The sequence below is a fragment of the Legionella gresilensis genome, assembly GCF_900639865.1.
Lineage (GTDB): Bacteria > Pseudomonadota > Gammaproteobacteria > Legionellales > Legionellaceae > Legionella_C > Legionella_C gresilensis.
Map to the genome: position 1 here is coordinate 37240 of NZ_CAAAHX010000011.1, position 26611 is coordinate 63850.

Sequence of the window (26611 nt, forward strand, 5' to 3'; positions counted from 1 at the left end):
GTGATTATAACAAAATAACAAATAATATGGCTGAATAAGGCTCATTCTATAAACATGTCTTTCTCAGCCTATAATATGTGTTATTAATTTAAATCTATCTATTGCTTAAAAAATTTTTTAATAAGATAATATTAGACTAAATTATTTAAGTATTTCCCAATCACTTATGTCTGAGTTGTACCATCTTATTTATAAAAGCCAAGCAAAAATGCCTTTTAATACAAGTCAACTGACTCAATTAGCTAAAATTGCTCGTTTTAAAAACTTCACACAGCAAGTTAGTGGACTTTTAATTTATTCAGGCCAAGAGTTTTTTCAAATTTTGGAAGGTAAGCTTGATTCAATTGAGAGTATTTATAATAGTATTCTAAATGATAAAAGGCATAAAGATATTGTTTTACTTGTTAAAGAACCTATAACCAATCGAACATTCTGGCGATGGAATATGGGCTTAACAATTATTGATGATAATACTGATATAAGAACTCAATTAATAGAATATATGCAAAATGATATTGAATTAGCTAAGGCTAATAAAGACGACGCTCGTTTTATATTGCAAGCCTTTTCAAATAAGATTTTTCAGCAATATATACATTAAATTCCACCTCCTTTCTTCAAGTTTATTTTTAAGCGAATTGCCTATTGTTATCTTTCGTGTATTATCCAGCTATTATGCATTTTTTTTAATAAGAGGGGTAATTTATGAAGCATCTTGTTAATAATCTATTACGTACAACTAATATGGTAGAGTTATTGCGAGCAATGGGTATTTCTCTCGATAACAACACTGTTAGCTGTAAAGATGAGCGTGTTATTTTTACTACAAAAAATATAGAACAAAGTGAGAAGCTAGCGTTTGATTTACAGGGGCTTTTGCAAAAAGATGTTGTCAAACCTCAGATTAGGCAAGTGAGTATTGCGGATCTTATCGCTGATGAAATTGCGCAAGCTACCTCTACAAACGCCCTCATGATTGAAACACACAAAAAATCTTGTTTGGCTGTTTTAAATGTTTTACAAATGACAGGACTTAATTACACGCTTGATAAAGAGCAGGAATATTTGAACATTGAACTTCCATCTGCTGCTTATGCTCCCTTATTTAATTCTCTAAATTATAAATATATGAGTATACAAAATGAGGAGATAAAATTTAATATTAAAGCGTTTCTAAATGATCATAAACAAGAGATTATTTTAGTGACAGGCAATTCCCCACTTCTTTTCGCTCATTCAGATTCTTTTGAAAATAAAAAGGTTTTTTATGCAGAGAAAAAATTAAGCAAGGATACAACCGAAGTAACGCCTTACTTTTTTGTCCCCGATACTCTCACGCCACCTACTTATCATTTTGTTTTAGATACAAGTATTAGTATGGAAGGAGAGCCACTGGCTAAATTGAAAAAAAGTGTCAACGAATTTGCCGATGCTTTATTTGAGTTTCAACCTGATGCGGTGATTAATCTTACAGAATTTAATATAAATACCAAACAAGTAGGTAGGGGAAGTTATCGAAAAACAGATTTGTCACAGCTTGTTAAAGATGTTAATAATTTAAACGCTGGAGGAACTACGCGGCTTTATGGAACAGTCTCTGATAAATTAGCTCAACTGTTGCAATCAAACCAGCATAATAATGTTTTATTATTTACTGATGGCGTAAATACCGTAGGAAATGACGATGATGAGACACAGTCACTGAATAAAACTGTGACATCTATAAAACAAAGATCTGCTTTAATTCCCGTACGTAATAAATTTTTCATTTTAAGCTATGGAGTAACTCAGCCTGAAATTTTGAGGAAAGTTGCTGAAACTTTTTCTTCTCCTATTCTTTATACAGATACGATTGATTTTACAGAAGCATTATCTAAAAAAGGAAAATTACAAGAATGGGCGGCTGCACGTGAATTATTTACCTGTCGTCTAGAGGTGACTACTAACTCTCAACAAAATACTAGATCAGAAGAATATCTTCGCTCGTATGATATGTCGGGCCAATTTGTAGCATTAAAAGCAAGCCAATTTAAAAATGATGAAATCATGCATTTAACGATAACGGATGGTAATGGTAATACGCTTCTTGATGATAAAAAATCGATTGCTAAGGATAAAACAATGGGTAATTTTGTATTACCTGGTAGTGCCAAAACAGCAAGTCAGCTTGGCGTGTTTGCATTACAGGAAGCACATAACAAAGATGCTAGTCAAACATCAACACCTACATCTACTTTTCAGTAATTGATAATTTTTAAGGCAAAAGGATTTGCTAAATACCTTTCTTTTATCACTTTAAAATTATATTATTTCCCAAACATACTCAACTTGATCATGGCGTATTGCATAAATTTTATTATGTAAAAATCCCATGGCATCAGTATATCCTGGAATCAAAACTAACTTGTCGCCTCGACATAACGAAACACCTTTAGCCGTATTTGCAGGAATAATTCTCGTATGTTCAGCACTTAAGCCTGCAACTTGCAAATCATCTCGATCGCGAAAGCCAGGAAATCCAGCCATAGGGTGAAGACCTACTGATTTAAATCCAGCATTGGCAATTGCTCTACTTTTATCAGATGGAACACTAATGATTTGGGCTAATAAGTATGCTCCCATTAAATGATCGTAATCTTTTAAATATGCCTTATGATAATAAAGTTGATCACCAATCGCCGCCCCTCCAGCTTGGATTTCCGTTACGATTTTATTATTTACAGCGTCTATATAATTACAACTCCCCCCAGCGCTAACTATTTCAACAGGAATACCTCTTTTTTCTATTAATTTTTTTGCTGTAGCTAAGATTTCATGTGAAATAGTTGTTGCTTTTGCTTTTTCAGCAGAGGGCATGATCGGAGTATGTCCCTCATATCCAGTAAGGCCCATAAATCTTATTGCCTGAGTGTCTTGTTCAATCTTTTTAGCTAATACTGCTAAATTGACACTCTCCTCGATTGTTGTCCCACAGCGATTATGATTAATATTTAATTCAACTACCACTTCTACAGGTGTAATGATTTCCCATTGGTTTATGCTTGCAGCAAGTTGTTGTAAATATTCATGGTCATCAACAGCAACACGTAAGCGTTTTAATTTTTTCGCAAGCAGTGATAAGCGGTTTAATTCATCTAAACTACCTAGCTGGTTAGCTAAATAAATATCATCAATTCCCTTTGCAGCAAATTGTTCTGCTTCAGCTAAAGTTAATAACACAACACCCGTTGCTCCACGCTGCAAAATATATTTTGCCAGTTCTGGACATTTATGAGCCTTGCAGGGAATTCGCCAGGCGTAGCCTTTATCGGCAATGCGCGAACGTAATAACTTACAATTATGATCAACAATATCAAGATCAATCATAAAGGCAGGCGTTGGTAACGCTTGGATAGATTTACCAATATACGGATTGATTTCGGGCTTGCTCTGAGTACGAATGATAGAGCCTTTATGTTTAGATACACTCCACTCTGTCAATTCAATCCACATGCCCCACGGTGAAACGAGAAACGTTGATGTGCATATTTCGCCCCGCAATGGAAAACGCATGGGAGGATCTTGAATGAAACGTACGCCCTTATATTTAGGTATAACGTTAGTATAGATATGCTTAAATACTGCATCCATGTCTTTAACGGTAAAAGAAATATAACTATTGCCAATGTCACTAAACTTATGCCAACCTCTTTCACCTTGTAATTGCAATTGATCTGGCGCTTTCCATTCAAATAGTTCCACATATTGCGCTAATGGTTGTTCACCACACTTAAGCATAATAACGTGAGATAAATAAGATTCAGAATGTACACCGAAAAGTGCTGACCAGCCACGCTCACCTGCAGTTGGTTTTGGCTCTCTCTTAACTTCCCAATCAAATTCAGCATCAAACACGTCAATGAGAAAATTTGCAGCAAGTTGGGCATCCGGTACAACTAGCCCTATATGATCCATACCCATATTAGTTGGTATGCTATTTCCATTATTCAGCATAATATAAATCTACCTCACCTGTTTGATAATTACGAATAGGTGGTGTTTGTATACTTAAAAATAAAGTTTCCGTATCAGTCAAAAAGCCATGTGGCGTTTTCTCAGGCAAATCAAAGCGCATTCCTGGTTGATAAGATACTTCATTTTTTCCTAACAAAAATAATCCTTCACCTAAGATCATATAAATAACAGCACAGCTTTGCTTATGATAATGTGGCTGATATTTTGATCTTGCTTTTAATCTGACTAGCTCAACAATTTCATTAGTGTCACTTGTTGTTTCTGAAATTGCAGTAAGAATTGATTTCTCTACATTAAAAATACCTAATTTTAATAGCTCAAATTGTTCATTCACCTTCACATACTGACTTTGCACTCGTTCATGCGGTATTGCCTGCAACATCTTATGTAGTTCACTCATGGTAATTCTTTCCTTTTTAGAGAGAACATACTGCTATTTTATTTTGAATAAAAGTGAAACTATTTCTATAATACGTTCCATTATGGAAACAATCAGATTAAAACAATTTTGTGTTATTGCTGAAACAGGAAGTCTTTCTAAGGCAGCTGAATTACTACATATCACTCATTCAGGACTTTCAAAGTCCATGAAAATACTACAAGATGAGCTTAGAATTAGCTTGTTAAGGCCGGCAGGTAGAGGTGTCACGCTTACAGAAGATGGCATGCGTATCTACCAACGTGCCAAATCATTTCTTGAAATGGAAAATCTTCTTTTTCATAGCACTTCCCAAGCAACAAAGCAAACTACAAGAATTGGCACTGTGGAAATATTTATTCCTTTAATTTGTGAACACTTAGCTTCTTTTCAACCAAAAAATCAAAGTATTACACTTCTTGATCTCAATCCAGGGCAGATTGAGCAAATGGTTGCAAATCATGAATTAGATTATGGCATAACCTATACGCCATTCCCCATGGAGCAAATTGATATTATCACAATAGGTCAATATCAGTTGGGCTGTTATCACTTACAAAGTTTTTTCGCAAATATGAGTATTAATGACTTACCCTTTGCCGTTCCAGCAGTTGTTATTCCAGTTAACCCTTTAGGGATAAAAGAACGTGATGGCTGGATTGAAAGCATCATACCCCGTAATCGAAAATACCTGGTTAACCTGCTTTCCACAGCTATTGAATTAGCCTTACAAGGGTTATGTGCTGTTTATATTCCAAAATTTGTTGCAGAAAAGATCAATAAAACATTACCTAGTAAGAAAAGATTAATTGAAAAGCCTATCCCTAAAGAAATTAACAATAATCAAAAAATTTATTTAATTAAACATAAAGATAGTCTTATAAATGCACAGTTTGAGGAGCTAAAAAAATCCATACAGTTTTTTACAAACCCCTTAACATAATTAAGGTAATTAACGCTGATTCTCTTTAGTTTATAAAAATGAATTTTTGATTACTAGTTTGGCCAAAAACGCTTGGATGAATAATATTTAAATACTTAAGATTTATTTAAGGTTCAATTTGTATACTTGCACAACCTTTAGGAATAAATTACTTGTAATGAAATTTAAATTAGCTATTAATACTCCAGAAAATGTTCTAGTTGCATCCCATCAAGGTAAATTGAAATCAGATGGCAGTGTTAAGCCCCTAAAGGCTCAAAACCGGGCCCTCCTGTACACTTGCCTCCCGTGAAAGATTACGCACCTTTTTTGGTAAAGAATGTGATAGTTCTACAAATTTATCAATCCAAAATAACAGAAAAATTGAGTTGCTCATAAAAAAATTTAAAAAAGCTTTATATAAAACACCAATTAATTACGCATTATTAGTAAAAGAATCAAACGAAGTAATAGAACAATTAGCCTATGATCCATTAACGGAAGTTTTTAAAAACCCCTATTTTATTGAATTAAAAAATATACATAATAAAATGAATAAAATATCTTTAAATGCCCAGCATTTTTACAATAGTTTGTCATTAGAACAGAAAGGCAAAGTCTATTACTTTACAGCGCTGGATATCATTGACTCTTTATTAGGTTTTAAAAACGTTGGTTGGAAGATTCAAGATGGTTTTGCAGGCCTTCAAGATGCCTTAAGAAAAAATGGGCAAATTATCTTTCAAGGAAAATATGGCGCCTCTTTTCACCTAGAAAATTCATTATTTATTCATAAAAAAGAAAGCACTAATAGTCGAGAAGTATGTTTTTTTAGAAAAAATAGTATGTCTCCTAAGGCTTTCTTGGGTTCATGGACACATTGTGTGGTTGTTGATCAAGCAAAGATTATTGATGGCACCCCTTTCGTTTTCTTTAGGGATCCTAATGATCCCTCGATTCCAGGCTTACCGGAAAGAGTTTATATGCTTAACTATGAGAACTTTGTTGCACGTATATCCAATAAATATAGTAGTCCACGAGAAGCTAATCAAACTTATGGTACAGCTCTAACTTCCCTTATGAGCACTAGCTAAAAAGTACAATACATTGATTTGTACTTACAGTTAACTACAATTTAATTTGATACTTTAATTATATATTTATTAAAGATAAGGACATCATAATGAAAAGACTATTACCAACAATATTAGGTATTTCATGTTTTGCAATGGCAAATTTAGCATTTTCAAGTGGCATGCCAGTTGGAATGCCAGGAAGCCCATGTGTAGGAATAGATGGAAAGGTATGCAACTCTGGTACGCAAAACTGTGTTTGCCAAAAGAATCAAATAGGCAAATGGTGCCGTGATGTAAATGGGGTGCGTTGTCACCGAGGCACACGTGGCTGTATTTGCAAATACTAAAAAAATATTTAATTTTAAATTTAAATAAAAATGGGGACCATTATATTGGGTTCCCAGTTAACTAATACAAAAATTGTATTCTATTTCATATAAAGTAGGGTCTACTTAAGTGATTCTTCTTAATAACCTCCTTAGTGCTTTTAAATTTGCTTCTATTCTTAAAATTTGCTGCGATTTATCTAACAATTCTTGTAATTGTGGGGCAATAGGGATCTTAGAATTAATGATGAGCTCAATTAATCCATCAAATTTACAAGGATTGGCTGTTGCAACAATAATCCAAGGTTGTTTATTTAGTTGACTATAAGCATAAAAAGCAGTCGCTGTATGAGGACAACAGATGTAATTATACTGTTTGTATATATCATATATTGTCTTATGAATTGTGGCATCATCCACGGATATAGCCGCCACTTTGTCTTTAAATTGTGTATAAGAACTAAATAATTGACTTAGTCTTTCAAAATTACTAGGATTTCCTACATCCATCGCATTGGCTAGGGTTTTTATACTCGGCCGCGGCAGATAAGTACCTGTGTTTAAATAGTCAGAAATTGTTCGGTTCGCATTAGTAGCTAAACTAATTTCTCTGATTGGAAAACCCATCGCTTTCACCCAATAAGCGGCTGTTGCATTTCCTAGATTGCCCGAAGGAATAATAAATCCCGCTTTAACATTATTCGCCTTATAAAATTGTAAACTGCTATAGGCATAATAAACCATTTGCGGTAACAACCGACCTATATTAATACTATTGGCACTACTAAGCTTAGTTAATGATTGACAAACCGGATCTTGAAAAGCTAATTTAACTAGTTGCTGACACTGATCAAAATTTCCTTTCACCGCGATAGCAAAAATATTATCATTCCAACAAGTTATTTGTTGCTCTTGTACTGCTGAAATTTTACCTTCTGGGTATAAAATAATTATTTTGTAATTTTTTTTCTTATAAAATGCGCTAGCAACAGCTGATCCAGTATCACCTGAGGTTGCAACTAAAATAGTTTGCTCACCATCATCTATTTCATTTAAACATTCAGCCAAAAAATGAGCTCCAAAATCTTTAAATGAGCACGTAGGGCCATGAAAAAGTTCAAGCACAACTATATTTTCATCAAGTTGCTGTAATGGCACTGGGAAATTAAACGTTCTCTCACAAATATTTGCTAGTTTTGAATAAAGCAAGTCTGTTTTGAAAAAAGGTTTAAGTAAATTAAAGGCAATCTCTCCATAAGACAAATCACTTAAACCTATAGGATTATCAATTATTGGCATAACTTGCGGAAGAAATAATCCGCCATCAGTTGCAAGCCCAGTTTGTATAGCTTCTGATAAGGACAATGATAGCGACATATTACGAGTGCTTATATATTGCATAAAATTTCCTCCACTACATGGGCGCCATTTTTATTCAAATTTTCTATCCAGTAGTCAGATTGTATGTTCATTTTTGCCAAGGGTAACTGCATCGCACAAACCACCTCTTTTGCCTTTTCTTGTGTCTCAGCAAAAGCGAACATGGTAGGACCAGAACCAGAAAATGACATGCCTATTGCCCCAGCTTCAAGGGCCGCACCTTTAATTTCATAAAATTGGGAAACAAACTTAGCACGCTGAGGTTCGATAATTACATCATTTAAATTTTGCTTTAAAAGAGTCATATTATTTTCATAAAGAGCTACTATAAAGCCAGCTAGATTAGTAGATTGTTGAACATGCAAAGTTAAAGCAAGTTCTATATTAAGGGCCTCTCTTGCTGCCCGGGTAGACACGTGTAGGTGAGGATGTAGCAAAATACAATATAAATTTGGAATAGGTAATTTAATAATCTTTAAAGGATTTTGTGAGTAAGTTAAAGTAAGGCCGCCAAACAAACATGGAATAATATTGTCAGTATGAGCTGACCCACAGGCAACTTTCTCACCCAATGCAGCAAAATGTGCTAATTCCTGAATAGATAAAGGAGAGGTTAAAAATGAGTTACAAGCAACCAGTGCCGCCACTGCAGATGCAGCAGACCCGCCCAATCCAGAACACAAGGGTATTCCTTTTTCAATATGAATTGAAAAACCAATTTCCAAATCTAATGCTTGGCAAAATTCCTGAACTACAACCGAGGCTGTATTTTCATGGCTCGTAAAGGGAAGTGATTCTTGAGAACCGATCGATTCAACAATAATTCTCTTGTCTTTCCGTTTAGTTAATGTGACATAATCACCAAGGGATTCAACGGAAAATCCTAAAATATCAAATCCAACAGCAACATTTGCACAAGTTGCTGGTGCAAATGCCTTAATCGATTTAATAGAATCTTTTATTTTATTCATTACTCCCCCCTCTTTATAAGATAGATGCTAAGCGCAACAAATCGGAAAAGATACCTGCTGCAGTAACTTCCGCGCCAGCACCTGGGCCTTGTATAATGAGGGGGTGGGTGCGATATCTTTTAGTGCGAAAAAGGATTATATTGTCCGTGCCTTGCAAGCTAGAAAATGGATGTTCAATAGGCAACGATTGGATAGTTACTTTAAGCTCGCCATCTTTACTAATTTTGCCTGAATAATATAGACGTTGATTTTTAGATTGTGCTTCTGCTACCCAAGTATTAATTTCTTGATCAAAAAGTGGTAATTTTGCCAAAAACTCTTCAAGATTGCATGTTTGCAAATTAGATGGAATTAAGTTCTGAACAACGACATCATTTACATTTACGTTATGACCAATTTCTCGGGCCAAGCATACTAATTTACGCGCCACATCCATTCCTGATAAGTCTTCCCGAGGATCAGGCTCGGTAAAGCCTAAGCTTTTTGCCTGCATAACGGCTGCAGAAAAGCTTTTTCCTTTATCCATTTCATTAAAAATAAAACTTAATGTGCCAGAAAAGATACCTTCAATAGATTCAATAGTATCGCCTGTCTTTATCAAATCTTGTAAAGTACTAATTACAGGCAAACCCGCACATACAGTTGCTTCATAAAAATAATGCCTGTTTTGTATAGCAAGTTGTTGCAATTTTTGGTAATAAGTTAAATCACCAGCATTAGCATGCTTATTAGGCGTAATAACATGTATCCCTCTTTCCATAAAGCTTTGATAAAGCATGGCAATCTGTGGGTTAGCTGTGCAATCAATTACAGCCGTATTTGGACAGTTAGCTGAAGCGATATGCTGTAAAAATTTTTCCATATTTGCTTCAATAGCGTACTTGTTAAAATAATCTTGCCAATGCCTTAAATCAATTGGCTCATCTAGCAGTAACATTTTTTGACTGTTTATAATCCCACGAATAAAAAAATGGATTTGATTAGTACGGCTTAATTGATTAATTGTCTCTCCCAACTGTTTAAGTAAGCTTTGTCCAACAAGTCCCGGGCCTATTAATCCTATGGATAGAATTTTTTTCGATAAATAAAATCCTGAATGAATGGCTTGAATTGCTTTGTTAACATCTTTATCTTTTATAATTAAAGAAATGTTGCGCTCCGATGAGCCTTGTGAAATAGCACGAATATTGATATTAGCTTTGGCCAAAGCCACGCTAAGTTTACTCATAATGCCAATGGCACCAATCATATTATCACCAACGATAGATAAAATAGAGCAATCTAAATCACAGTAAATACCCCTAATATACTTACGCTCAATATCAAATTGTAAGTTTTCTAATAAAACGTCATTCGCTTTTTTGGCGAAATTGGCAGGTATTGCTAAGCAAATAGAATGTTCAGAGCTTGCTTGTGATATGAATAAAACATTTATTTCTGTATATTTAAGGATTTCAAAAACACGAGAAGCAATACTAGATACACTGATAAGTCCACTACCTTCAATATTAATTAAAGCAACTTTATCAATACAGCTTATTCCTTTAATAAGCTCGGATGAAGGCTTTGGTTTTCCTAAAATACAAGTGCCTTTATTTTCTGGGTTAAAACTATTTTTTATATAAATAGGAATTTGTTGTTCAACAATGGGAGCAATAGTCATGGGATGCAATACTTTTGCACCAAAATAGGCCAATTCGAGTGCTTCTGAATAAGATAACGTTTCAATTAAAAAAGCATCTTTTACAATATTGGGATCAGCTGTATAGATACCATCAACATCCGTCCAAATTGTTAATGAATTTGCCTGAAATAAATTTGCAAAAATTGCTGCAGAAAAATCACTGCCATTTCTGCCTAAAATAGTTTTTTGACCCTCAAGAGTCGATGCAATAAAGCCTGTTATAACTAAAGATTTAAAATCACTGTTAAGTTGTAAGTATTTATCTAATGCTTTTTTACTTTTTTTCCAATCAATGCCAATTGAGCCATCTTTTTCATAAATAAAAAGAACCGTTGACGCATCTAAGAAAGCAACTTTGTTTTCTTGAGCTAGATATTCTTTTAGAATCATTGCAGACCATTGCTCACCATAACTCAATATAAGATTTTGTGTTTCTCGTGAGTAGGCGCCTGTTAAATAAACTGCATATAAAATATCTTGTAATTTAAAAATATCAGCTTGGATAAGTCTGGTAATAGATTTTCCTTCTAAGGATAATTTTTTTATTATCATCAAGTGCTTTTCTTCAAGCTCTTCTAAAGCATGTCTATAATTTACAGACCTTGTAGCCTTATCTAATATATTCTGTAAAGTTAAAGTAACATTTTGAACTGCAGAAACTATAATTATTTCATCCCCTTTGAGTAAGGATTTAACAGCCATAAATCGTTCTGCATTGGCAAGACTACTACCCCCAAATTTATGTATGGAATAAGAATTATTTATCATTTTGATTACCTAAAATTTTGATAAAACAGCACACACACCAAGTGCCTTAAATACTAAGCGTTTAAATTTCTTTTATAGATTTGAAAAGGTGCTTATTTAAGCACTAGTCGTTGAGGTGGTAGTGATGGTGGTAGTAATAGAAGATACAATGCTATGAAGAGGGAAAAATTGTAAATGAGAAAGCGAATAGATAAGTCGCCTTAATATATACATGATACTCATAGCTCATCCTCTAAATAATAAAAACAAATTATAAACTAGCATCATCTATTTTTTAGGTCAATCAAATTATGATCTTTTTTTGATTTAAGTAGTCAATTTTTGACGTTATTTATTTTATTAATTTTATTTTTTCAATATTGGCTTTCTGATTTAAAGTTATAAATATCAGTTTTTCTTAATCTTCATAAGATATAATGAAGGCAAGGAGAACGATTCTTTATGTTGGAAACTAAGGGGAATGATAAACTAACTTTATTTGAAGCAATACGCCAAGCTAATCTATGCTTAGTAAACTATAAAGCGCTACAAACATCTAGAAAAACCTTAAACCAAACGACCTCTGCAAGCCTTAGGACTGAGTCCAGAACTGCAATCCAAACAATGCAAATAGCCAGACAAAGGGCACAAACTATATCCGGAAATTCTCTTAATTCCTCCACTAATAAAGAACCAACTAAAACATCTGGAGGAATTAAAAAAAAAACCGATCGCTACACATCCCTTGGAAAAAGATTAGATCAAACAAAATTTGAAGCCGATAAGGCTAAAAGCACAGCGATAGATGCTGTTAAAAAATATAATCATCATAAAACACCTAAAGCAAGACATGAGGCGTTCAGACTTTTAAAAGACGCGAAAATCAAAAAAAATTTTGTTTATACTTTACAAACATCAGTGCAGAACCTTGAAACGATACGTGGCAAAACAACTCAACTTAAAATATGCACTTCATGATTTTAAAACAGCGAGACAAAAAAGCTCAAACGATAAATTGGAAAATAATAATCCTCGTTTTAGGCCCTAGTATATTTCTATGATTAATATCATCTATTTTGGCCCTATATGCACGTAATTTTCTTGGCCTGCTGGGTTTGTTAATACCAGATTGCTAAAATTATAAAAAAGTAGGGTTTGCTTTATCATTTCTAGCTCAATTTTCAAGTTAAGTGCAAGATAATTATCTATAAAATCCTGCTGAGGTTTAAAGATTTTAACAAAATCAGTTAAAATTTTAAGTTGTTGTTCTGGCGAATAATAAAATCTAAGGTTCTCATAAGTTGCTTTAACGAAATGAAATAATATACTTTTTTTAACTGACTCAGATGGTTTTTCGGGTTGACTCAGTGCTTCTTGCACTTTTACAAAAAGGTCTCTTAATTGATTTAATTTACTATAATTAAGGACAATCTCTTCATACAAATTAAATTTCCTTTCTTGCTTCATTTTTCTGTGCATCGAATAAATTGCTAAAGCTTCCTCATAAACTTTAACTGCAAAAGAGAAGTTGCCTTTTTGATAGAGTTCTTTTCCTAATTTTGTAAAAGCATCTACTAATAGCTGTAATTGACTTCTCGCTTCCTGCTGTTCAAATTGAGTTAATTTACCTATATTTAAAATTATCAAATTACGTCTAGTAATAAGTTCACCATAGGTATCTGTTCTTGTTTTAGAACCCATTACTTTTCTTATAAGATAATAAGAAGTTCGTGCTAAAATTTCATTAAATCTTTTTGATAAATTATCCATCTCCTGTTGATTACTAGCTTGAGAGATAGCAAATTTATAATATGCTTTGGCTGCAAAAACAGCTTGCTCAAAATAATTCTTTCTATGTTGATAATGTCTAATTATTTCTTGCTCATGTTTTTTAATAGCATTATTAACAGCATAATCATAATTAGCCAAATTTAGATAAACTATTTTCTCCTTATAAATCATCGCTTCTTCAGCAAATATATCAATACGTTTAAATGCTCCTTTAATACCATGACCTAAAATATAATTAGGTTCAATTTGGCCATCGCCAAAAACGACTACCTTAGGTAAGCTTAGATCTTGATAAGTAAAGGAGTTTAGGCGCTGCGGGTTAACCCCAAAAATGCAGAAATTAGGTTTAGGATGACCAGGTTTGGAAGTTAAATGCTCAAAATGAACGCTAGACTGATTAGTAACAACTTCTAATACAGTTGTTAACCAAGCATCTTGTTGACTTGTTGGAAGATTATCTGGGCACTCAACATAAACGCACGTTTTTCCATCTTTAAATGGGGTGTTGTGACAGTAAGGAAATGCAAATTCAGTCCAACCAAATTGGCGCAATCTTTCTATTGCCCTTGTATACTCTAAAGGTGTCCTATAAAACAATAAATCATTTTGTGAAAGTTTTGTGTTATCTGCTAATGACGTGGTATTTTGATCTAACTTTATATAAGCTATTAAATGGTTTTTAATAACTACATCTTTAGAAATAGGTATCAATTCGAAAGATTTATCAATTCCTTTTGATTCATTTATTTTATTTACCTCGGAAACTACTGCTCGTTTGGTACCTGTACAGTCAAATACATAATCACAAGCAATGAATTCCTCTATTAACTCATTGTATTTATTTTTATATGAAACAATAATTCCTTTTTTTTTCTCTGAAAAACGCACAAATTGTTTTGTTTCAATTTTAATACCCTGCGAAAGTAAGTATTGATATAAACTTTTTTCTACATTTCTAATATGATCTGACTTTGCCGGAGGAAGCACGGATTTAAGCCCTCTTTCCGCTTGCTCAAATATAGCATCGTCTATAGCGCCAGGCCTACCATAGTTGCCTGCACGGGGGTCTAAAACTAAAATGTCCAGTATTCCCTTCTTCCTTAATTTATTTGCTAAATATAATCCGCTGGGGCCTGCTCCAAAAATTACTATATGAACCATGAATAGGTAACTTAAAAAAATAAAAAAGAAATTTTATTTTAAAAAACTTAAGAAAAGATTAAAAATGAAATAATTAATCGGTTTTTTTAATTGTTATATGTACCTACTTTTATTATTAATAACATTTTTATATTTCTTGTTCTTTAGTTTTTTTTGCTGAACTTTTTTTTTCAAATAATTAATTTCGGTAATGTGCTAAATTTTATTTAGTATTCTATATGTCAAAATTTGCTAAGTTTCACATGAAATCATGTTTTTAATTAGAGCGAATTGGCACTAAAAATAGTAATTAGCTATGTCGACGGCGTGATTACCGATATATTATTTGGCTTTCCTTGTGCTTGAATAGCTGGATAATACATTGATTCAGCATAAATAGGTGGCACTATAAACTGCCCTATATTGGTTGGTTTAATTCGATAACGAATTTCTTTTGTTTCACTTCCTACACTGGTAAATAAAACCACCCTATCCTCACGCAAGTCAACGTAATCAACTTCTTCAGTATTGATAGAGTCAGTATTTACCTCAAATCCACCGGGTAATAAATCTAAAATTACAATATTATTAAAAAATTGATTGTCTAAAGCTCTTATTTTAATGCGAACTTGTATTTCATTACCTAAGAAAATTTGTGTGATTGGTTTGCCATCTAAAGAAAGATATTCCCGATAAACTTCTAAACCTTGCTTGATTTCGGTGGTTGGCAGTTGTTTATTAAACCCTTCTTCAGTTAATTGATAAAAATAACGCTGGTTATTTAGATTATTAATCAAGACCTGCTTTAAGGTATTAGTTAAAATAATTTTTTTATAGGAGTTATTAGTGGCATCTAGTGTTTCTTGCTGATTATTAACCCCTACTCCACTTACAATTAACGGTTCGGCTCTATTAGCTCGATTACCTTGATCATAGGAAGCCAATGCTAAACTCATATATCCAGAAAATAGGGTATTGATTTCACTACTATTAAGTGCTTTTACAAGTGGTAGAACTAATTTATCACCCTTTTCTGCTAATTGATCAGGAAAATGTTGCGCCAGTATATATAGATATTGAGCATCAGCGACGTTAGTATTAAAGAAGTCATTATTTTCTATATTAGTATTTTGTATCTGATAACGATTAATTAATTGCAAAGCAACACGATCATTTTTAAGTAATTTATAAGTCGCAGCAATATAAGCGCCAGTAATTGTTTTTTGCCAATTAAGGTTTTTATCGTTATCTAGGTATAGTTGTAAATTAATTAAATAGTTAGTCGTAACAATTTCATTACGAGTCAAAATATAAATTGCGTAGGCCTGCAATCTTGCTGTTTCATCGTTATTAGCTTTTCGAGAGACAAACTCCTTAAGATAGCTAATGCCTGTTGACAACATTTCTGTTGGTACAGCGTAACCTTGATTTTTTGCTTCAGTTAAAAAATGTATGGCATAAATTGTTGCAAAAGTATCGTTTAAGTCATTATTTACTTCTGGCCAGTAATTAAAACTACCATTAGACAGCTGTCGCTGCCGTAGTAATTGAACCGTATCTTGTATTTTATCGTTAATCGTATTCTTATCTTGTATAAACCAGGGCTGGTTGGCCATTGCTAATAGAGGAATAGCTTTACTAGTAAGTTGCTCAGTACAACCATAAGGAAAATTATTTAAATAACGCTCTAACCCAGTTACTAAAATAAGCGGGTTAGCAGATAGAGCAATCTCTGCTTGATGATGCTCTTGATAAGAATTTTGATTAAGAGTAAAAGATTTTTTCGTTTCTTTAGTTACACCACTGTCAATGTTGGTTATGAAATTACTTGCTGGTCTTATACTTAATGTACTATCTAGCTTACTAACTTTATCGCCTAGATAAGTTGCCAATGTCATTTTGGCATTACCTAATTCGGATTTAGCTTTTAATTTAAAACGAACTGTTTGCTCATGACCTTCATTAATATGAATAATGGTTGCGTCTGGACCAAGAATCTCAAGGCCAGCTGTAGTTTGTAATTTAATAGTAATAGGCGCATTGAGACCAGAACCCTGAACATTATTTGCAATACTTACTGTTATTTCAAATTCATCATTAGGGGCTACAAAGGTTGGTACATTTGGCGTAATAACAAAATCACCACGAACCAAAACCTGTTTATCAGCTGAACCAACTGCATCAACTGCTACAGCAACAGCCATAACTTTTAGACTACCATTAAAATAGTTTGGTATTTGATAAGTTAATTGATGCTGAGTACTATCGCTAGCTAAAATCCCAGACCAAAACACGACAGGAAGATCAGTTTTTCGCTTAAAGGGATTCAAATGCTGTGCTAAAAGAGCTTCACCGCCATCTCCTCCCACAGTTGATAGCTCTCGTTCACGAATATATTTTGGTAAAATTTGATCCACCGTTTGTTGAGTAAGCACTTCAAGGGCGCGTTTTTGAAAGAAAAATGCCAAAGGATCAGGTGTTACATATTTAGCTACTTGTAAAACTCCTTCATCTACAGCAAAGACAATAATTTTTCCCGGCTTATCAGTGCTGTAATTAATTAATAAACTATCACCGGGTTTAGCTAACTTAGGTGTATTAAGCTGAATATGGACATTTTGACTATCATGGTTAATGGTAAATGGAATAACATTATAGCTAAGCGGACTAATAAAAAGCTCTGGCGAGTCCCAATTCCGAATAAAAGCGACATTGACATAGCCATTACCTTGAAAATTTTCAGGAATATGAATTTTTTGCACCGAACTGGTTAAATCAGTCTTAAACCATTGCAAGGCATATACTTTATCTCGTTCAATAGTAATTAAACCCGTGCCGGTATAAGGCGCTGTGATTTGTAATTCAATATCCTCTCCTGCATTAAATTCTGTTTTATTAAGTTTGACATTAAGTTCAGCATTTTTAGCTAATGATAGTTGGCTCGCGCCAACGATAGAAAACTTAACTCGGCTAACCTCAATATTATTTTCATTTAAAATACTTAAGGCAAAATCACCAATTTGATCAGTAACAAGCGGATAATTTGTTCCTTGTTCATTAATAGATAAAGGATTAGTAGCAATCACTTTTGTTTGAATGACAGATTGATATTGATAAGTTCCATTAGGATTTTTAACGAGTGTTGTTATAGGTCGGAGTGATAATAACTGCACTTTTAAGTTATTAACTGTTTGTGTATTTAGTTCTGGATTAATAGCAATTAAATTTAAATATCGCGTACTGTGCTGTTTAATATAAGTAAGATCCCCATCAGGTTTATAACCAACAAAATAAGGTAGTGGACTTACTAATGCCTTAATTTGAGCGGTAACACTTCGTCCCCCTTCCGCTTCAAATCCTTCAGCGAAAAATGTTAATTGATAGGTGGATTGTTCAAAGCGATTTAAATTTAAATTAAATTGTGCCTCTCCTTTGTCATTTGTTTGGCTATCTTGAAGTGTTTCTGTATAAACTTTCGCTGGCTTTTTAGGATCAAATAAAGGATCAAAGAAAATATAGCTTGGATATCTTTCAAATTCTATGCGTTGTGGCGTTAATAATATTTTCCCACTAACACGTCTACTCTCAGCTGGAGCGCCATAAAGATTCCATAAGTTAATATGTGCAGTAACATGCTCAGGTGGTATCCACCCTAATTGATTAAAGGGTAATAATTTTGTTGTTATTCGCATTCTATCTGGTTGAAATTCAGCAACCTTAAACGAGGTACTACCTAAAATAGCCTCTTTATGTTTGTCTTTTATAGTATATAAATAGACTGAATATTGTCCTGTCGGTGAGGTAACATTGGTTTTAAAATCAAAGTTAAAAAATCCAATTTTATCAAGTGTAAATTTTTGGTCATAAACGGTTGTCCCGCGTGGATCTATAATGACAGCTTCTAATGGGGGTCCAGGAAGTTGCGTTTGCGCATAAGCCTTTTTAATAATTAAACCTATGTGAGCTAAGTCGCCTGGCCGATAAATGCCTCGATCTGAAAAAAGATAGGCGCTTAAACTTGGTAATTCCTGGTTATTACTATAAATACCACCCACATCAAAATGCGAATAATTAAGCTGTCGATTGGCATTACTATAAGGAATAAAAGAAACATCGCTGCCCAATCGTGCTAGATAAACAACAGGCTCTCTATCATCAATAAAATCTTTAAGTGTTGGGAAATTTACATGGCCATAATTATCCGTAAATCCAGTCACAATGGGGAGGCCATTTTTACCCAAAACAGATACTTCTACGCCGTCAGCGGGGGCTCCTGCAACAATAGACTGAACAAATACATCATGAGTACCATCCCTATTGTCTTTAACTAACATACTTAAATCGGTAATTAGAATTAAGCGGCTTGCTTTAATATCTAATGGCGTTTTATTAGCAATATCCCAACCAGTTGCTTTTAGTAAAAATAAGCCCTTCATACCTTCTTGGTTGAGGGGAGCTGCTAAATATTTTGTAAGATCTAAAGCCGTATATTGCTGCTTAGTTAAATCATTGTCGGCAAATAATTGTACTTCTGAAAAGATTTCACTAATATTTTGTTGATTAAAGGTATAGTTTATAAAATTTGGATTATTAAAATTACCTTCAGTTTGCGTAATTAATTGATTAATATTACCTGGTAATACCCGAGCTATTTCAAATTTAACTCCCGGCACCCCACGAACAAGAACCGATAATTTTTTTTCACCACTTAAAGCAAGCAAGGCGCCTTTATGAAGAAAGCTAATTTCTTGCGGTAATTCCGGTACTTTAATAATAGCAGTATAGTCATTAGTTAATTTAAAATCACCAAATGCAGAAGTACCTTTATCTAACTTAACATACAAATAGTAAGGCTCTTTTACACTTAATTTATAGCTATGCAGCGTTGAGTAATTTCTATCAGTGGGTATAGGTTGAAGCAGTACAGGTTTAGCTAATGCTAAGACTGTTGGCGTTACTTCACCAGGATTTTGCCAGGCATAATTTTCCTTTTCAGCTTCCAAGCGGGTAGCTGGATAATTAGCAGGTAATAGATATACATGTAGAGATTTATTAATTTGCTCATCAGTAACCCCTATTGAAGTTTCTAGGGTTAATACTTGTTCGGGCCTATCTTGCTCATTACGTATAATAGAGACAGCGCCATTTAATACTTTAAAGTAATTAGATATATCAGGAATTAATAGATTTTGAGTAAATTCATTATTTGTTGCATTACTACCTGTACTCGATTCAACCCCTTTATTAATTTTTAATACTAAATATCGCTCTACATTGGTAATAGGCAAACTTTCAGAGTGAATGTAAGCAATCCGCTTATGTTCATCATAGTCTATTGTCCATTTAAATTTTTGCGCCGCTAAGTTAAGTTTGTCATTTTTTATTTCTTGCAGAAAAAGTGCTATTTTCTCTTCTAAACTAACAGGATTGACTGGATAATTAAATTCTACAGTCGCTACTGCCTGCCTTACTTTAGGATCAATAGGATCTTGATAAAATTTAAATTCATTAATTTTAGCTACGAAAGGTTGAGTGGTGAATTTATAATTTAGCCGCTCTAACTTTATACCTTTAGCAAAAAAAGCCTGATCAAATTGAATAGTAAAATTTTGCCCTGCGGGCCAATCTTGTTCAGGCTTAAATATTAATTGATGATCATTTTCCCAAGTCCATATACCTTTTACTTGTGGACTTAATTGAACATGTTTAGATACTTCTTGGCCTACTAACTCTAGTGGGGCAACAGGTTTAGAAATAAATTCTTTTTCCAATTGCAAGCCAAAATCAACGACTAAATTATCTGGCTCCAAAGTATCTGCAATAGGCGTAATTTTAGGTGTCGTAATTGCTGCGGTAATTAAATGTGGCTTGGGTAAATTTTTATACCAAATATAACCGGCGATAGCAGTTAAAAATAAAATAAGTAAGAGTATAAAGATAGGCCAAAATAAAAACGGCCGATTTTTTGCTTTTCTTTTTAGGTAAGTAACCCACGGTGGGCTAGACCATTGTATTTGCCCTAGTAAGAATATAAAAAAAGCGTTAATTTTAGCTTTTTTTTTAGTAATCGGCGGGTTGTTCATATATAATCCAGCCAGTAAAGAACTTGCAAGCACAAAAGGTGCCCAATATTGCCAGGTATTTTATTTTTTTAAAAGTCAAGATTCAAGCATTATGAAATATTTTTTTACGCGCTTAAGCTTAATCTTCCTACTTTCTCTCATCTTAGGATATGCTTTTCTATATTTTCTACCTGCTCCTCCTTTATTAAAACAATTAGATTTCTCCACTGTCGTTTATGATGATAAGCAACAATTATTACGATTAACTCTAAATAAAGAAGATAAATATCGAGTTTTTACCCCCTTAAAAAAAATTGCGCCTACTCTTGTAGCTGCTACTCTTTTGCAAGAAGATCAATATTTTTATTTTCATCATGGCATAAATCCACTCGCTCTTATTAAAGCCACTTGGAAAACTTACTTTGAAAAGTCACGACGCATAGGTGCATCAACTATTACTATGCAAGTTGCTCGTCTGCGATTTGGTATTAATTCAAAAAAAATATTGGGAAAAGCAATACAAATTATTCGAGCCTTACAATTGGAAATCCATTATAGCAAAGATCAATTATTAGAAGCTTATTTGAATCTGGCGCCTTATGGCAACAATATTGAAAGTGTTGGCGCAGCAAGTTTAATCTATTTTAATAAAACAGCAGATAAAATTAATTTGCCTGAAGCATTAACATTAGCTGTAATACCACAAAATCCTAATAAACGAACGCCACAGAATAAAGAGTTAAAAGAGATTCGAAATAAATTATTTCATCGCTGGATAGTTCTTCATCCCGAAGATAAGAAATATGCCATAACAATTAATTTACCTCTTGAAATGAGATCTATTCATTCTTTACCTTTTTTAGCTCCTCATTTTGTAAACTCGATATTACGCACTAATCCTCCTCGCTTAAAAGCCATTAATACAACTTTAAACAGTGATCTTCAACAACTCTTAGAACGTATTACTAAAAATTACATTCAAAGAAAATATCAGCTTGGTGTTTATAATGCTGCTGTATTGCTAGTTGATGTACGCGACATGAGTATTAAAGGCTCTGTAGGGTCCGCTGACTTTTTTAATAAAGCCATAAGCGGACAAATTAATGGCACTGAGGCCAAGCGCTCACCCGGCTCAACGCTTAAGCCTTTTGTGTATGGCTTAGCTTTTGATCAAGGTTTAATTCATCCTTATACAGTACTAAAAGATGTGCCATCAAGTTTTGGCCATTATAATCCAGAGAATTTCGATTATGATTTTATGGGCCCAATTAAAGCGAAGGATGCTCTAATCTTAAGTCGTAATATTCCAGCCATTTATTTAGCCAATCAACTTACCCATCCTACTTTATATGATTTACTTAATGATGCCCATGTTACCCAGTTAAAATCAGAATCATTTTATGGGCTTGCTCTAACTCTGGGAGGTGCTGAGTTAAGCATGCGAGAATTAGCGAGCCTTTATGCCATGCTTGCTAATGATGGCTTATGGCGTCCTCTACGTAGCTATCAAGATGAAATCATACATCCTGGTAAAAGAATGTTAAGTCCTGAGGCAAGCTTTTTAGTTGTAGAGATTTTAAAAGAGACACCGCACTCAGCGACCTACTTATCTAAAAATAATTTTCAAAATAAGGTTGCTTGGAAAACAGGAACTTCATCAGGATACCGTGATGCATGGACAGCGGGGATAATTGGCCCATACGTATTGGTAACCTGGATTGGTAATTTTGATAACAAAAGTAACCCAGCTTTTGTAGGTAAAAATATTGCAGCGCCATTATTTTTCGAACTTATAGATGCCATTAAACATGCGAAAGGAAATTTGCCTTCTCTACCTAGAAATATAAACGCTTTAAACTTAACAAAAGTTGATGTATGTAAAGCTTCTGGTTTACTTCCAACTCGATTTTGTCATGATACAGAGCAGACTTGGTTTATTCCTGGTAAATCACCCATTCAAACAGATAATATTTATCGGGAAGTTGCTGTTAACAAATTAACAGGCCTCAGAACATGTCACTTTGATGAAAATACTCGCTTTGAAATCTATGAATTTTGGCCTTCTGATTTGTTAGCTATTTTTAAACAAGCAGGTATTGCACGTCGGATACCTCCTAGGTTTGAAGCAAATTGTGCCTTAACATCAACTAATACTTTAAAGCCTCAAATTACTTCACCTCAGAAAGATCTCCATTATATTTTTCGTATTAATGGTTTACAAAAAACAGTTATACCATTCTCTGCGGTGACTGATGCTGACATTAAGACTTTGTATTGGTTTATAAATGATTCATTTTTAACAAAGACTCGTTCAAATGAAACCTATTTTTGGCAAGCTAGGCCAGGCCATTTTGTAGTTCGCGTCGTTGATGATCATGGATTTTCCGATGCGCGTATTATAGATATTAAAGCTGAATAAATTGTAGGTAATCAGCCCCGTCACTGAACGGCTATATTTGGCGCACCTTGCACGAAAACAAAGCTTGCTCCCATACGTATAGGGATGCTCACATAGATAGCTACGCTTCGCTTTTTCAGCATCATTTTCCTGCAACCTGCATCCAAATCTAACCGTTTGCCAAGTTATTGAAATACCTCCTCATAAAATAAATTTTAACAAGGCACCAATAAATTAATAATCGTATGATTTGCTTCTGGAAAAGAATAGGTTGTTAATGCTTCTAAATCAACCCAACGTAAATCTGCTTGATTTTCTAAACACTGAGCGATTCCTTTAAACTTTTTTATTTGATACACTTGTAAAGTTACATTTTTAGAAGGATACTGGTAATTAATTTCAGTTAAAAATTCGGCAGATTCTATAACTAAGCCAACCTCTTCGTGAATTTCTCGCACTAACGCCTCATAGGGTGTTTCTAAGTCTTCTACTTTACCACCGGGAAATTCCCAAAGGCCACCATGATCAACATGCGTAGGCCTTCTAGTAATAAGAACTTTATTTTGATTATTAATAATAACGCCTACAACCACCATAATTGACATATTCTGTATTCTTTTAAATCAAAATTTAATAATTAAAGTCTATAGACATTCACCAATTGCCTACGTGCCGCGACTTGCCCGTGGTATTCAGTTGACGCTCAAATCAAAATCCATGATCTCTATTCATTGAATCATAAGAGCAAATAATAATATAACGATTCTGATACCAAATATAAGATGAGTTTGCAATGGCTAGATTATATGCTTAATCTATAATGGCATGACTTGTATAAGAAAATTGGCCAATAATTTAGATCAATCTGGATGTCGCGGACAAGCCGCGACGCGTAGGCGATTGATGGATTAGCTAAAGCTAAGCTAATTTACCGTGACAATTTTTATATTTTTTACCTGAGTCACAAGGACAAGGATCATTACGGCCAACTTTTTCTTCACGACGACGAAATGGAATTAAATTGCCAGGATCAGCTTCATTTTCATCAACAGTTTCATCTTCATGTACAAAATTCATTTTATGAATCTGCTCAGCGCGTCGTTGCTCTTCAGCTGCGTCAACATCTGCTTCACTTTGAATTTGGACTGCACTTAAGATACGAATTAAATCGTACTTTAATGCTTCTAACATTTCTGAAAACAGTGAAAATGCCTCACGTTTATATTCTTGTTTAGGATCTTTTTGGGCATAACCGCGTAAATGAATTCCCTGACGCAGGTAGTCCATAGCGGCTAAATGCTCTCGCCAATGGTTATCCATAGTTTGTAAAATAATTGATTTTTCAAACTGAGCAAGAACTCCACGCCCTACTTGTTTTTCTTTTTCTGCATACTGCTCTTTATTTAAGTTAAAGATTCGTTCATGTATTTGTTCCGGCTGAATATGATGATCTTCTTCTACCCATTGTTCAATGTCGGCTTTGATTTGGAAGTCCTCGGCCAACGTTTTTGTTAAACCCTTGAGGTCCCATTGATCTTCTAGGCTTTGCGGCGGAATAAAGCTATCAACTAAGCTCGTTATTACATCTTCTCGCATAGCTTCTACAACTTCTTTAGGATCAGACATAGCCATAATAGAGGCACGTTGCGTGTAGATAACTTTGCGCTGGTTATTAGCGACATTGTCATAGTCTAATAACTGCTTACGAATGTCAAAATGATGACCTTCAAGTTTACGTTGTGCATTCTCAATTGCTTTCGTAACTAAACTATGTTCAATCGGTTCACCTGGCTGCATACCTAAACGACGCATCATGGCAGCAACTCGTTCTGAGGCAAAGATTCGCATTAAATTATCTTCAAGAGATAAATAAAATCGACTACTGCCTGGATCACCTTGACGGCCAGCTCGTCCACGTAGCTGATTATCAATTCGCCGAGATTCATGGCGCTCGGAGCCAATGATTCGCAACCCACCGGCGTTTAAGACTTCTTGATGCCGCTGCTCCCATGCTTTTTTAACTTTAGCGCGCTCTTCTTCAGAAGCATCAGCTGGTAATTGTGCTAACTCAGAAGAAAGGCTTCCACCTAATACAATATCTGTTCCCCGCCCAGCCATATTCGTTGCAATTGTTACAACTCCTGGACGGCCAGCTTCAGCAATAATTTGTGCTTCTTTTTCATGAAATTTAGCGTTAAGTACTTGATGTTTAATACCTGCTTTCTTTAATAGATGACTAACTAATTCTGACGCCTCGATGGAAGCGGTTCCTACTAAGACAGGCTGCTTACGAGCAATACAATCTTTTACATCTTCAATAATCGCTTGATATTTATCTTGCTGAGTAAGATAGACTAAATCAGCTTCATCTTTTCGACACATCGTCTTATTCGTTGGAATAACGACAACTTCAAGGTTATAAATTTGTTGAAATTCATAAGCCTCGGTATCCGCTGTACCCGTCATACCTGATAACTTATTGTAAATCCTGAAGTAATTTTGGAAAGTAATAGATGCAAGTGTTTGATTTTCTTGTTGAATAGCAACGCCTTCCTTTGCTTCAACTGCTTGATGTAATCCTTCAGACCAGCGTCGACCAGGCATAGTACGGCCAGTATGCTCATCAACAATAATAACTTGATTATCTTTAACGATATAATCAACATCACGGTGAAACATAGCGTGTGCTTTAAGTGCTGCATTAACATGATGCATAAGCATAATATTACTAGCATGATAAAGACTATCGCCTTGACTTAGTAAGCCTTCCTGCACAAGTAATTCTTCAATATGCTGATGACCAACTTCAGTTAAGTGAGCTTGTTTTTGTTTTTCATCAATCGTAAAGTCGCCATCATCACCTTCAACTTCTTGTTTTTTAAGTAATGGAATTAATTTATTTACTTTAATATAAAGTTCAGAGCTATTTTCAGCAGCACCTGAAATAATCAAAGGTGTTCTCGCCTCATCAATAAGGATCGAGTCAACTTCATCGACTATAGCAAAATTAAGTTCTCTTTGTACTTTGTCATCTAAGCTAAATGCCATATTATCGCGCAGATAGTCAAAACCAAACTCATTATTAGTTCCATAAACGATATCAGCAGAATAAGCTTGTTTTTTTTCTGGGTGAGGCATATCAGGAATAATAACCCCAACTGTTAAACCTAAAAATTCATAAATAGGACGCATCCATTCACTATCCCGTTTAGCAAGATAATCATTAACAGTAACGATATGAACGCCAGCACCACTAATAGCATTTAGATAGGCAGGTAAAGTGGCTACTAATGTCTTACCTTCACCAGTACGCATTTCTGCAATATTGCCTTCATGCAACACCATACCACCTATCAATTGGACATCGAAATGTCTAAGTCCTAGTGTTCGCTTAGCCACTTCACGCGTGACAGCAAAGGCTTCTGCTAACATTTCATCCAGAGTTTCGCCCTCGGCAAAACGTGCTCTAAACTCATTTGTTTTTGCAGCCAGCTCTTCATCTGATAGACTTTGCATTGAGGGTTCAAATGCATTAATTGATTCGACAACTTTCTCCATGCGTCGTAAGGTACGTTCGTTCCGACTACCAAACATCTTTTTAATCAACGTATTTAGCATTGCCTCGATAATCCTCTAACTGTCTCGCATCAAAACTGGTTAATTTACTAGAATTCTAGTTAAA

17 protein-coding genes are annotated in these 26611 nt (G+C 34.3%); 7 read left to right on the plus strand and 10 right to left on the minus strand.

Annotated features, from left to right (window positions below; genetic code table 11):
• The first annotated feature begins 166 nt into the window (after positions 1-166).
• Positions 167-601 (plus strand): BLUF domain-containing protein, encoded by a 435-nt coding sequence (locus E1P04_RS13225; RefSeq protein WP_131783381.1) that lies wholly within the window; start codon positions 167-169, stop codon positions 599-601.
• A 104-nt stretch (positions 602-705) separates the two neighbouring features.
• Positions 706-2244, plus strand: a complete 1539-nt coding sequence (locus E1P04_RS13230; RefSeq protein ID WP_131783382.1) for a VWA domain-containing protein — start codon at positions 706-708, stop codon at positions 2242-2244.
• A gap of 57 nt (positions 2245-2301) precedes the next feature.
• On the opposite strand, the gene E1P04_RS13235 is transcribed toward E1P04_RS13230, so the two are convergent.
• Together E1P04_RS13235 and E1P04_RS13240 are read right to left on the minus strand one after the other, a co-directional pair.
• Positions 2302-3993, minus strand: coding sequence for an alanine racemase (locus E1P04_RS13235; protein ID WP_131783383.1), 1692 nt, complete (start codon positions 3991-3993; stop codon positions 2302-2304).
• Positions 3983-4414, minus strand: coding sequence for a cupin domain-containing protein (locus tag E1P04_RS13240; RefSeq protein ID WP_131783384.1), 432 nt, complete (start codon positions 4412-4414; stop codon positions 3983-3985). The genes E1P04_RS13235 and E1P04_RS13240 overlap by 11 nt, the downstream gene beginning before the upstream one ends.
• Before the next feature lie 82 nt (positions 4415-4496).
• On the opposite strand from E1P04_RS13240, the gene E1P04_RS13245 reads away from it, so the two are divergent.
• From E1P04_RS13245 to E1P04_RS13255, 3 genes are all read left to right on the plus strand, one after another.
• Positions 4497-5375 (plus strand): LysR family transcriptional regulator, encoded by an 879-nt coding sequence (locus tag E1P04_RS13245; protein ID WP_165482784.1) that lies wholly within the window; start codon positions 4497-4499, stop codon positions 5373-5375.
• Positions 5376-5743: 368 nt separating this feature from the next.
• Positions 5744-6448, plus strand: a complete 705-nt coding sequence (locus E1P04_RS13250; RefSeq protein ID WP_131783386.1) for a hypothetical protein — start codon at positions 5744-5746, stop codon at positions 6446-6448.
• 89 nt (positions 6449-6537) lie between these two features.
• Complete coding sequence (locus E1P04_RS13255; protein WP_131783387.1) at positions 6538-6777, plus strand: hypothetical protein; 240 nt, start codon at positions 6538-6540, stop codon at positions 6775-6777.
• A gap of 105 nt (positions 6778-6882) precedes the next feature.
• On the opposite strand, the gene thrC is transcribed toward E1P04_RS13255, so the two are convergent.
• The 4 genes from thrC to E1P04_RS18260 form a co-directional block, all read right to left on the minus strand.
• Positions 6883-8157: a threonine synthase gene (thrC, locus tag E1P04_RS13260; RefSeq protein ID WP_131783388.1), complete on the minus strand. Its 1275-nt coding sequence runs from the start codon at positions 8155-8157 to the stop codon at positions 6883-6885.
• Positions 8145-9107, minus strand: coding sequence for a homoserine kinase (locus E1P04_RS13265; protein ID WP_131783389.1), 963 nt, complete (start codon positions 9105-9107; stop codon positions 8145-8147). The genes thrC and E1P04_RS13265 overlap by 13 nt, the downstream gene beginning before the upstream one ends.
• A 13-nt stretch (positions 9108-9120) precedes the next feature.
• Complete coding sequence (gene thrA, locus E1P04_RS13270) at positions 9121-11559, minus strand: bifunctional aspartate kinase/homoserine dehydrogenase I (RefSeq protein ID WP_131783390.1); 2439 nt, start codon at positions 11557-11559, stop codon at positions 9121-9123.
• 96 nt (positions 11560-11655) lie between these two features.
• On the minus strand, positions 11656-11781 hold the full coding sequence (locus E1P04_RS18260) for a hypothetical protein (protein WP_282433124.1): 126 nt from the start codon (positions 11779-11781) through the stop codon (positions 11656-11658).
• 219 nt (positions 11782-12000) lie between these two features.
• Here E1P04_RS18260 and E1P04_RS13275 point away from each other — a divergent pair, with 219 nt between their 5' ends.
• The gene (locus tag E1P04_RS13275; protein ID WP_131783391.1) at positions 12001-12516 is read left to right on the plus strand and encodes a hypothetical protein; all 516 of its coding nucleotides are present in this window, start codon (positions 12001-12003) and stop codon (positions 12514-12516) included.
• Between the two features lie 93 nt (positions 12517-12609).
• Here the strand turns inward: E1P04_RS13275 and E1P04_RS13280 are convergent, their stop codons facing one another.
• Both E1P04_RS13280 and E1P04_RS13285 read right to left on the minus strand, forming a co-directional pair.
• The gene (locus E1P04_RS13280) at positions 12610-14490 is read right to left on the minus strand and encodes a hypothetical protein (RefSeq protein WP_131783392.1); all 1881 of its coding nucleotides are present in this window, start codon (positions 14488-14490) and stop codon (positions 12610-12612) included.
• Positions 14491-14783: 293 nt separating this feature from the next.
• Entirely contained in the window at positions 14784-20552 is a 5769-nt protein-coding gene (locus E1P04_RS13285; RefSeq protein ID WP_131783393.1) for an alpha-2-macroglobulin, read from the minus strand.
• 91 nt (positions 20553-20643) lie between these two features.
• Here E1P04_RS13285 and pbpC point away from each other — a divergent pair, with 91 nt between their 5' ends.
• Complete coding sequence (pbpC, locus tag E1P04_RS13290) at positions 20644-22950, plus strand: penicillin-binding protein 1C (RefSeq protein ID WP_131783394.1); 2307 nt, start codon at positions 20644-20646, stop codon at positions 22948-22950.
• 194 nt (positions 22951-23144) lie between these two features.
• On the opposite strand, the gene mutT is transcribed toward pbpC, so the two are convergent.
• Together mutT and secA are read right to left on the minus strand one after the other, a co-directional pair.
• Positions 23145-23534: an 8-oxo-dGTP diphosphatase MutT gene (gene mutT / locus E1P04_RS13295; protein ID WP_131783395.1), complete on the minus strand. Its 390-nt coding sequence runs from the start codon at positions 23532-23534 to the stop codon at positions 23145-23147.
• A gap of 313 nt (positions 23535-23847) precedes the next feature.
• On the minus strand, positions 23848-26547 hold the full coding sequence (gene secA / locus E1P04_RS13300) for a preprotein translocase subunit SecA (RefSeq protein ID WP_131783396.1): 2700 nt from the start codon (positions 26545-26547) through the stop codon (positions 23848-23850).
• Positions 26548-26611 lie beyond the last annotated feature (64 nt).

Excerpts from the sequence above, each read along its gene's own strand:
- thrA (WP_131783390.1), bottom strand. The coding sequence starts at position 11,559 with ATGATAAATAATTCTTATTCCATACATAAATTTGGGGGTAGTAGTCTT.
- E1P04_RS13240 (WP_131783384.1), bottom strand. The coding sequence starts at position 4,414 with ATGAGTGAACTACATAAGATGTTGCAGGCAATACCGCATGAACGAGTG.
- E1P04_RS13255 (WP_131783387.1), top strand. The coding sequence starts at position 6,538 with ATGAAAAGACTATTACCAACAATATTAGGTATTTCATGTTTTGCAATG.
- E1P04_RS13280 (WP_131783392.1), bottom strand. The coding sequence starts at position 14,490 with ATGGTTCATATAGTAATTTTTGGAGCAGGCCCCAGCGGATTATATTTA.
- E1P04_RS13235 (WP_131783383.1), bottom strand. The coding sequence starts at position 3,993 with ATGCTGAATAATGGAAATAGCATACCAACTAATATGGGTATGGATCAT.
- thrC (WP_131783388.1), bottom strand. The coding sequence starts at position 8,157 with ATGCAATATATAAGCACTCGTAATATGTCGCTATCATTGTCCTTATCA.
- secA (WP_131783396.1), bottom strand. The coding sequence starts at position 26,547 with ATGCTAAATACGTTGATTAAAAAGATGTTTGGTAGTCGGAACGAACGT.
- mutT (WP_131783395.1), bottom strand. The coding sequence starts at position 23,534 with ATGTCAATTATGGTGGTTGTAGGCGTTATTATTAATAATCAAAATAAA.
- pbpC (WP_131783394.1), top strand. The coding sequence starts at position 20,644 with ATGAAATATTTTTTTACGCGCTTAAGCTTAATCTTCCTACTTTCTCTC.
- E1P04_RS13245 (WP_165482784.1), top strand. The coding sequence starts at position 4,497 with ATGGAAACAATCAGATTAAAACAATTTTGTGTTATTGCTGAAACAGGA.
- E1P04_RS13275 (WP_131783391.1), top strand. The coding sequence starts at position 12,001 with ATGTTGGAAACTAAGGGGAATGATAAACTAACTTTATTTGAAGCAATA.
- E1P04_RS13225 (WP_131783381.1), top strand. The coding sequence starts at position 167 with ATGTCTGAGTTGTACCATCTTATTTATAAAAGCCAAGCAAAAATGCCT.
- E1P04_RS13265 (WP_131783389.1), bottom strand. The coding sequence starts at position 9,107 with ATGAATAAAATAAAAGATTCTATTAAATCGATTAAGGCATTTGCACCA.
- E1P04_RS18260 (WP_282433124.1), bottom strand. The coding sequence starts at position 11,781 with ATGAGTATCATGTATATATTAAGGCGACTTATCTATTCGCTTTCTCAT.
- E1P04_RS13230 (WP_131783382.1), top strand. The coding sequence starts at position 706 with ATGAAGCATCTTGTTAATAATCTATTACGTACAACTAATATGGTAGAG.
- E1P04_RS13285 (WP_131783393.1), bottom strand. The coding sequence starts at position 20,552 with ATGAACAACCCGCCGATTACTAAAAAAAAAGCTAAAATTAACGCTTTT.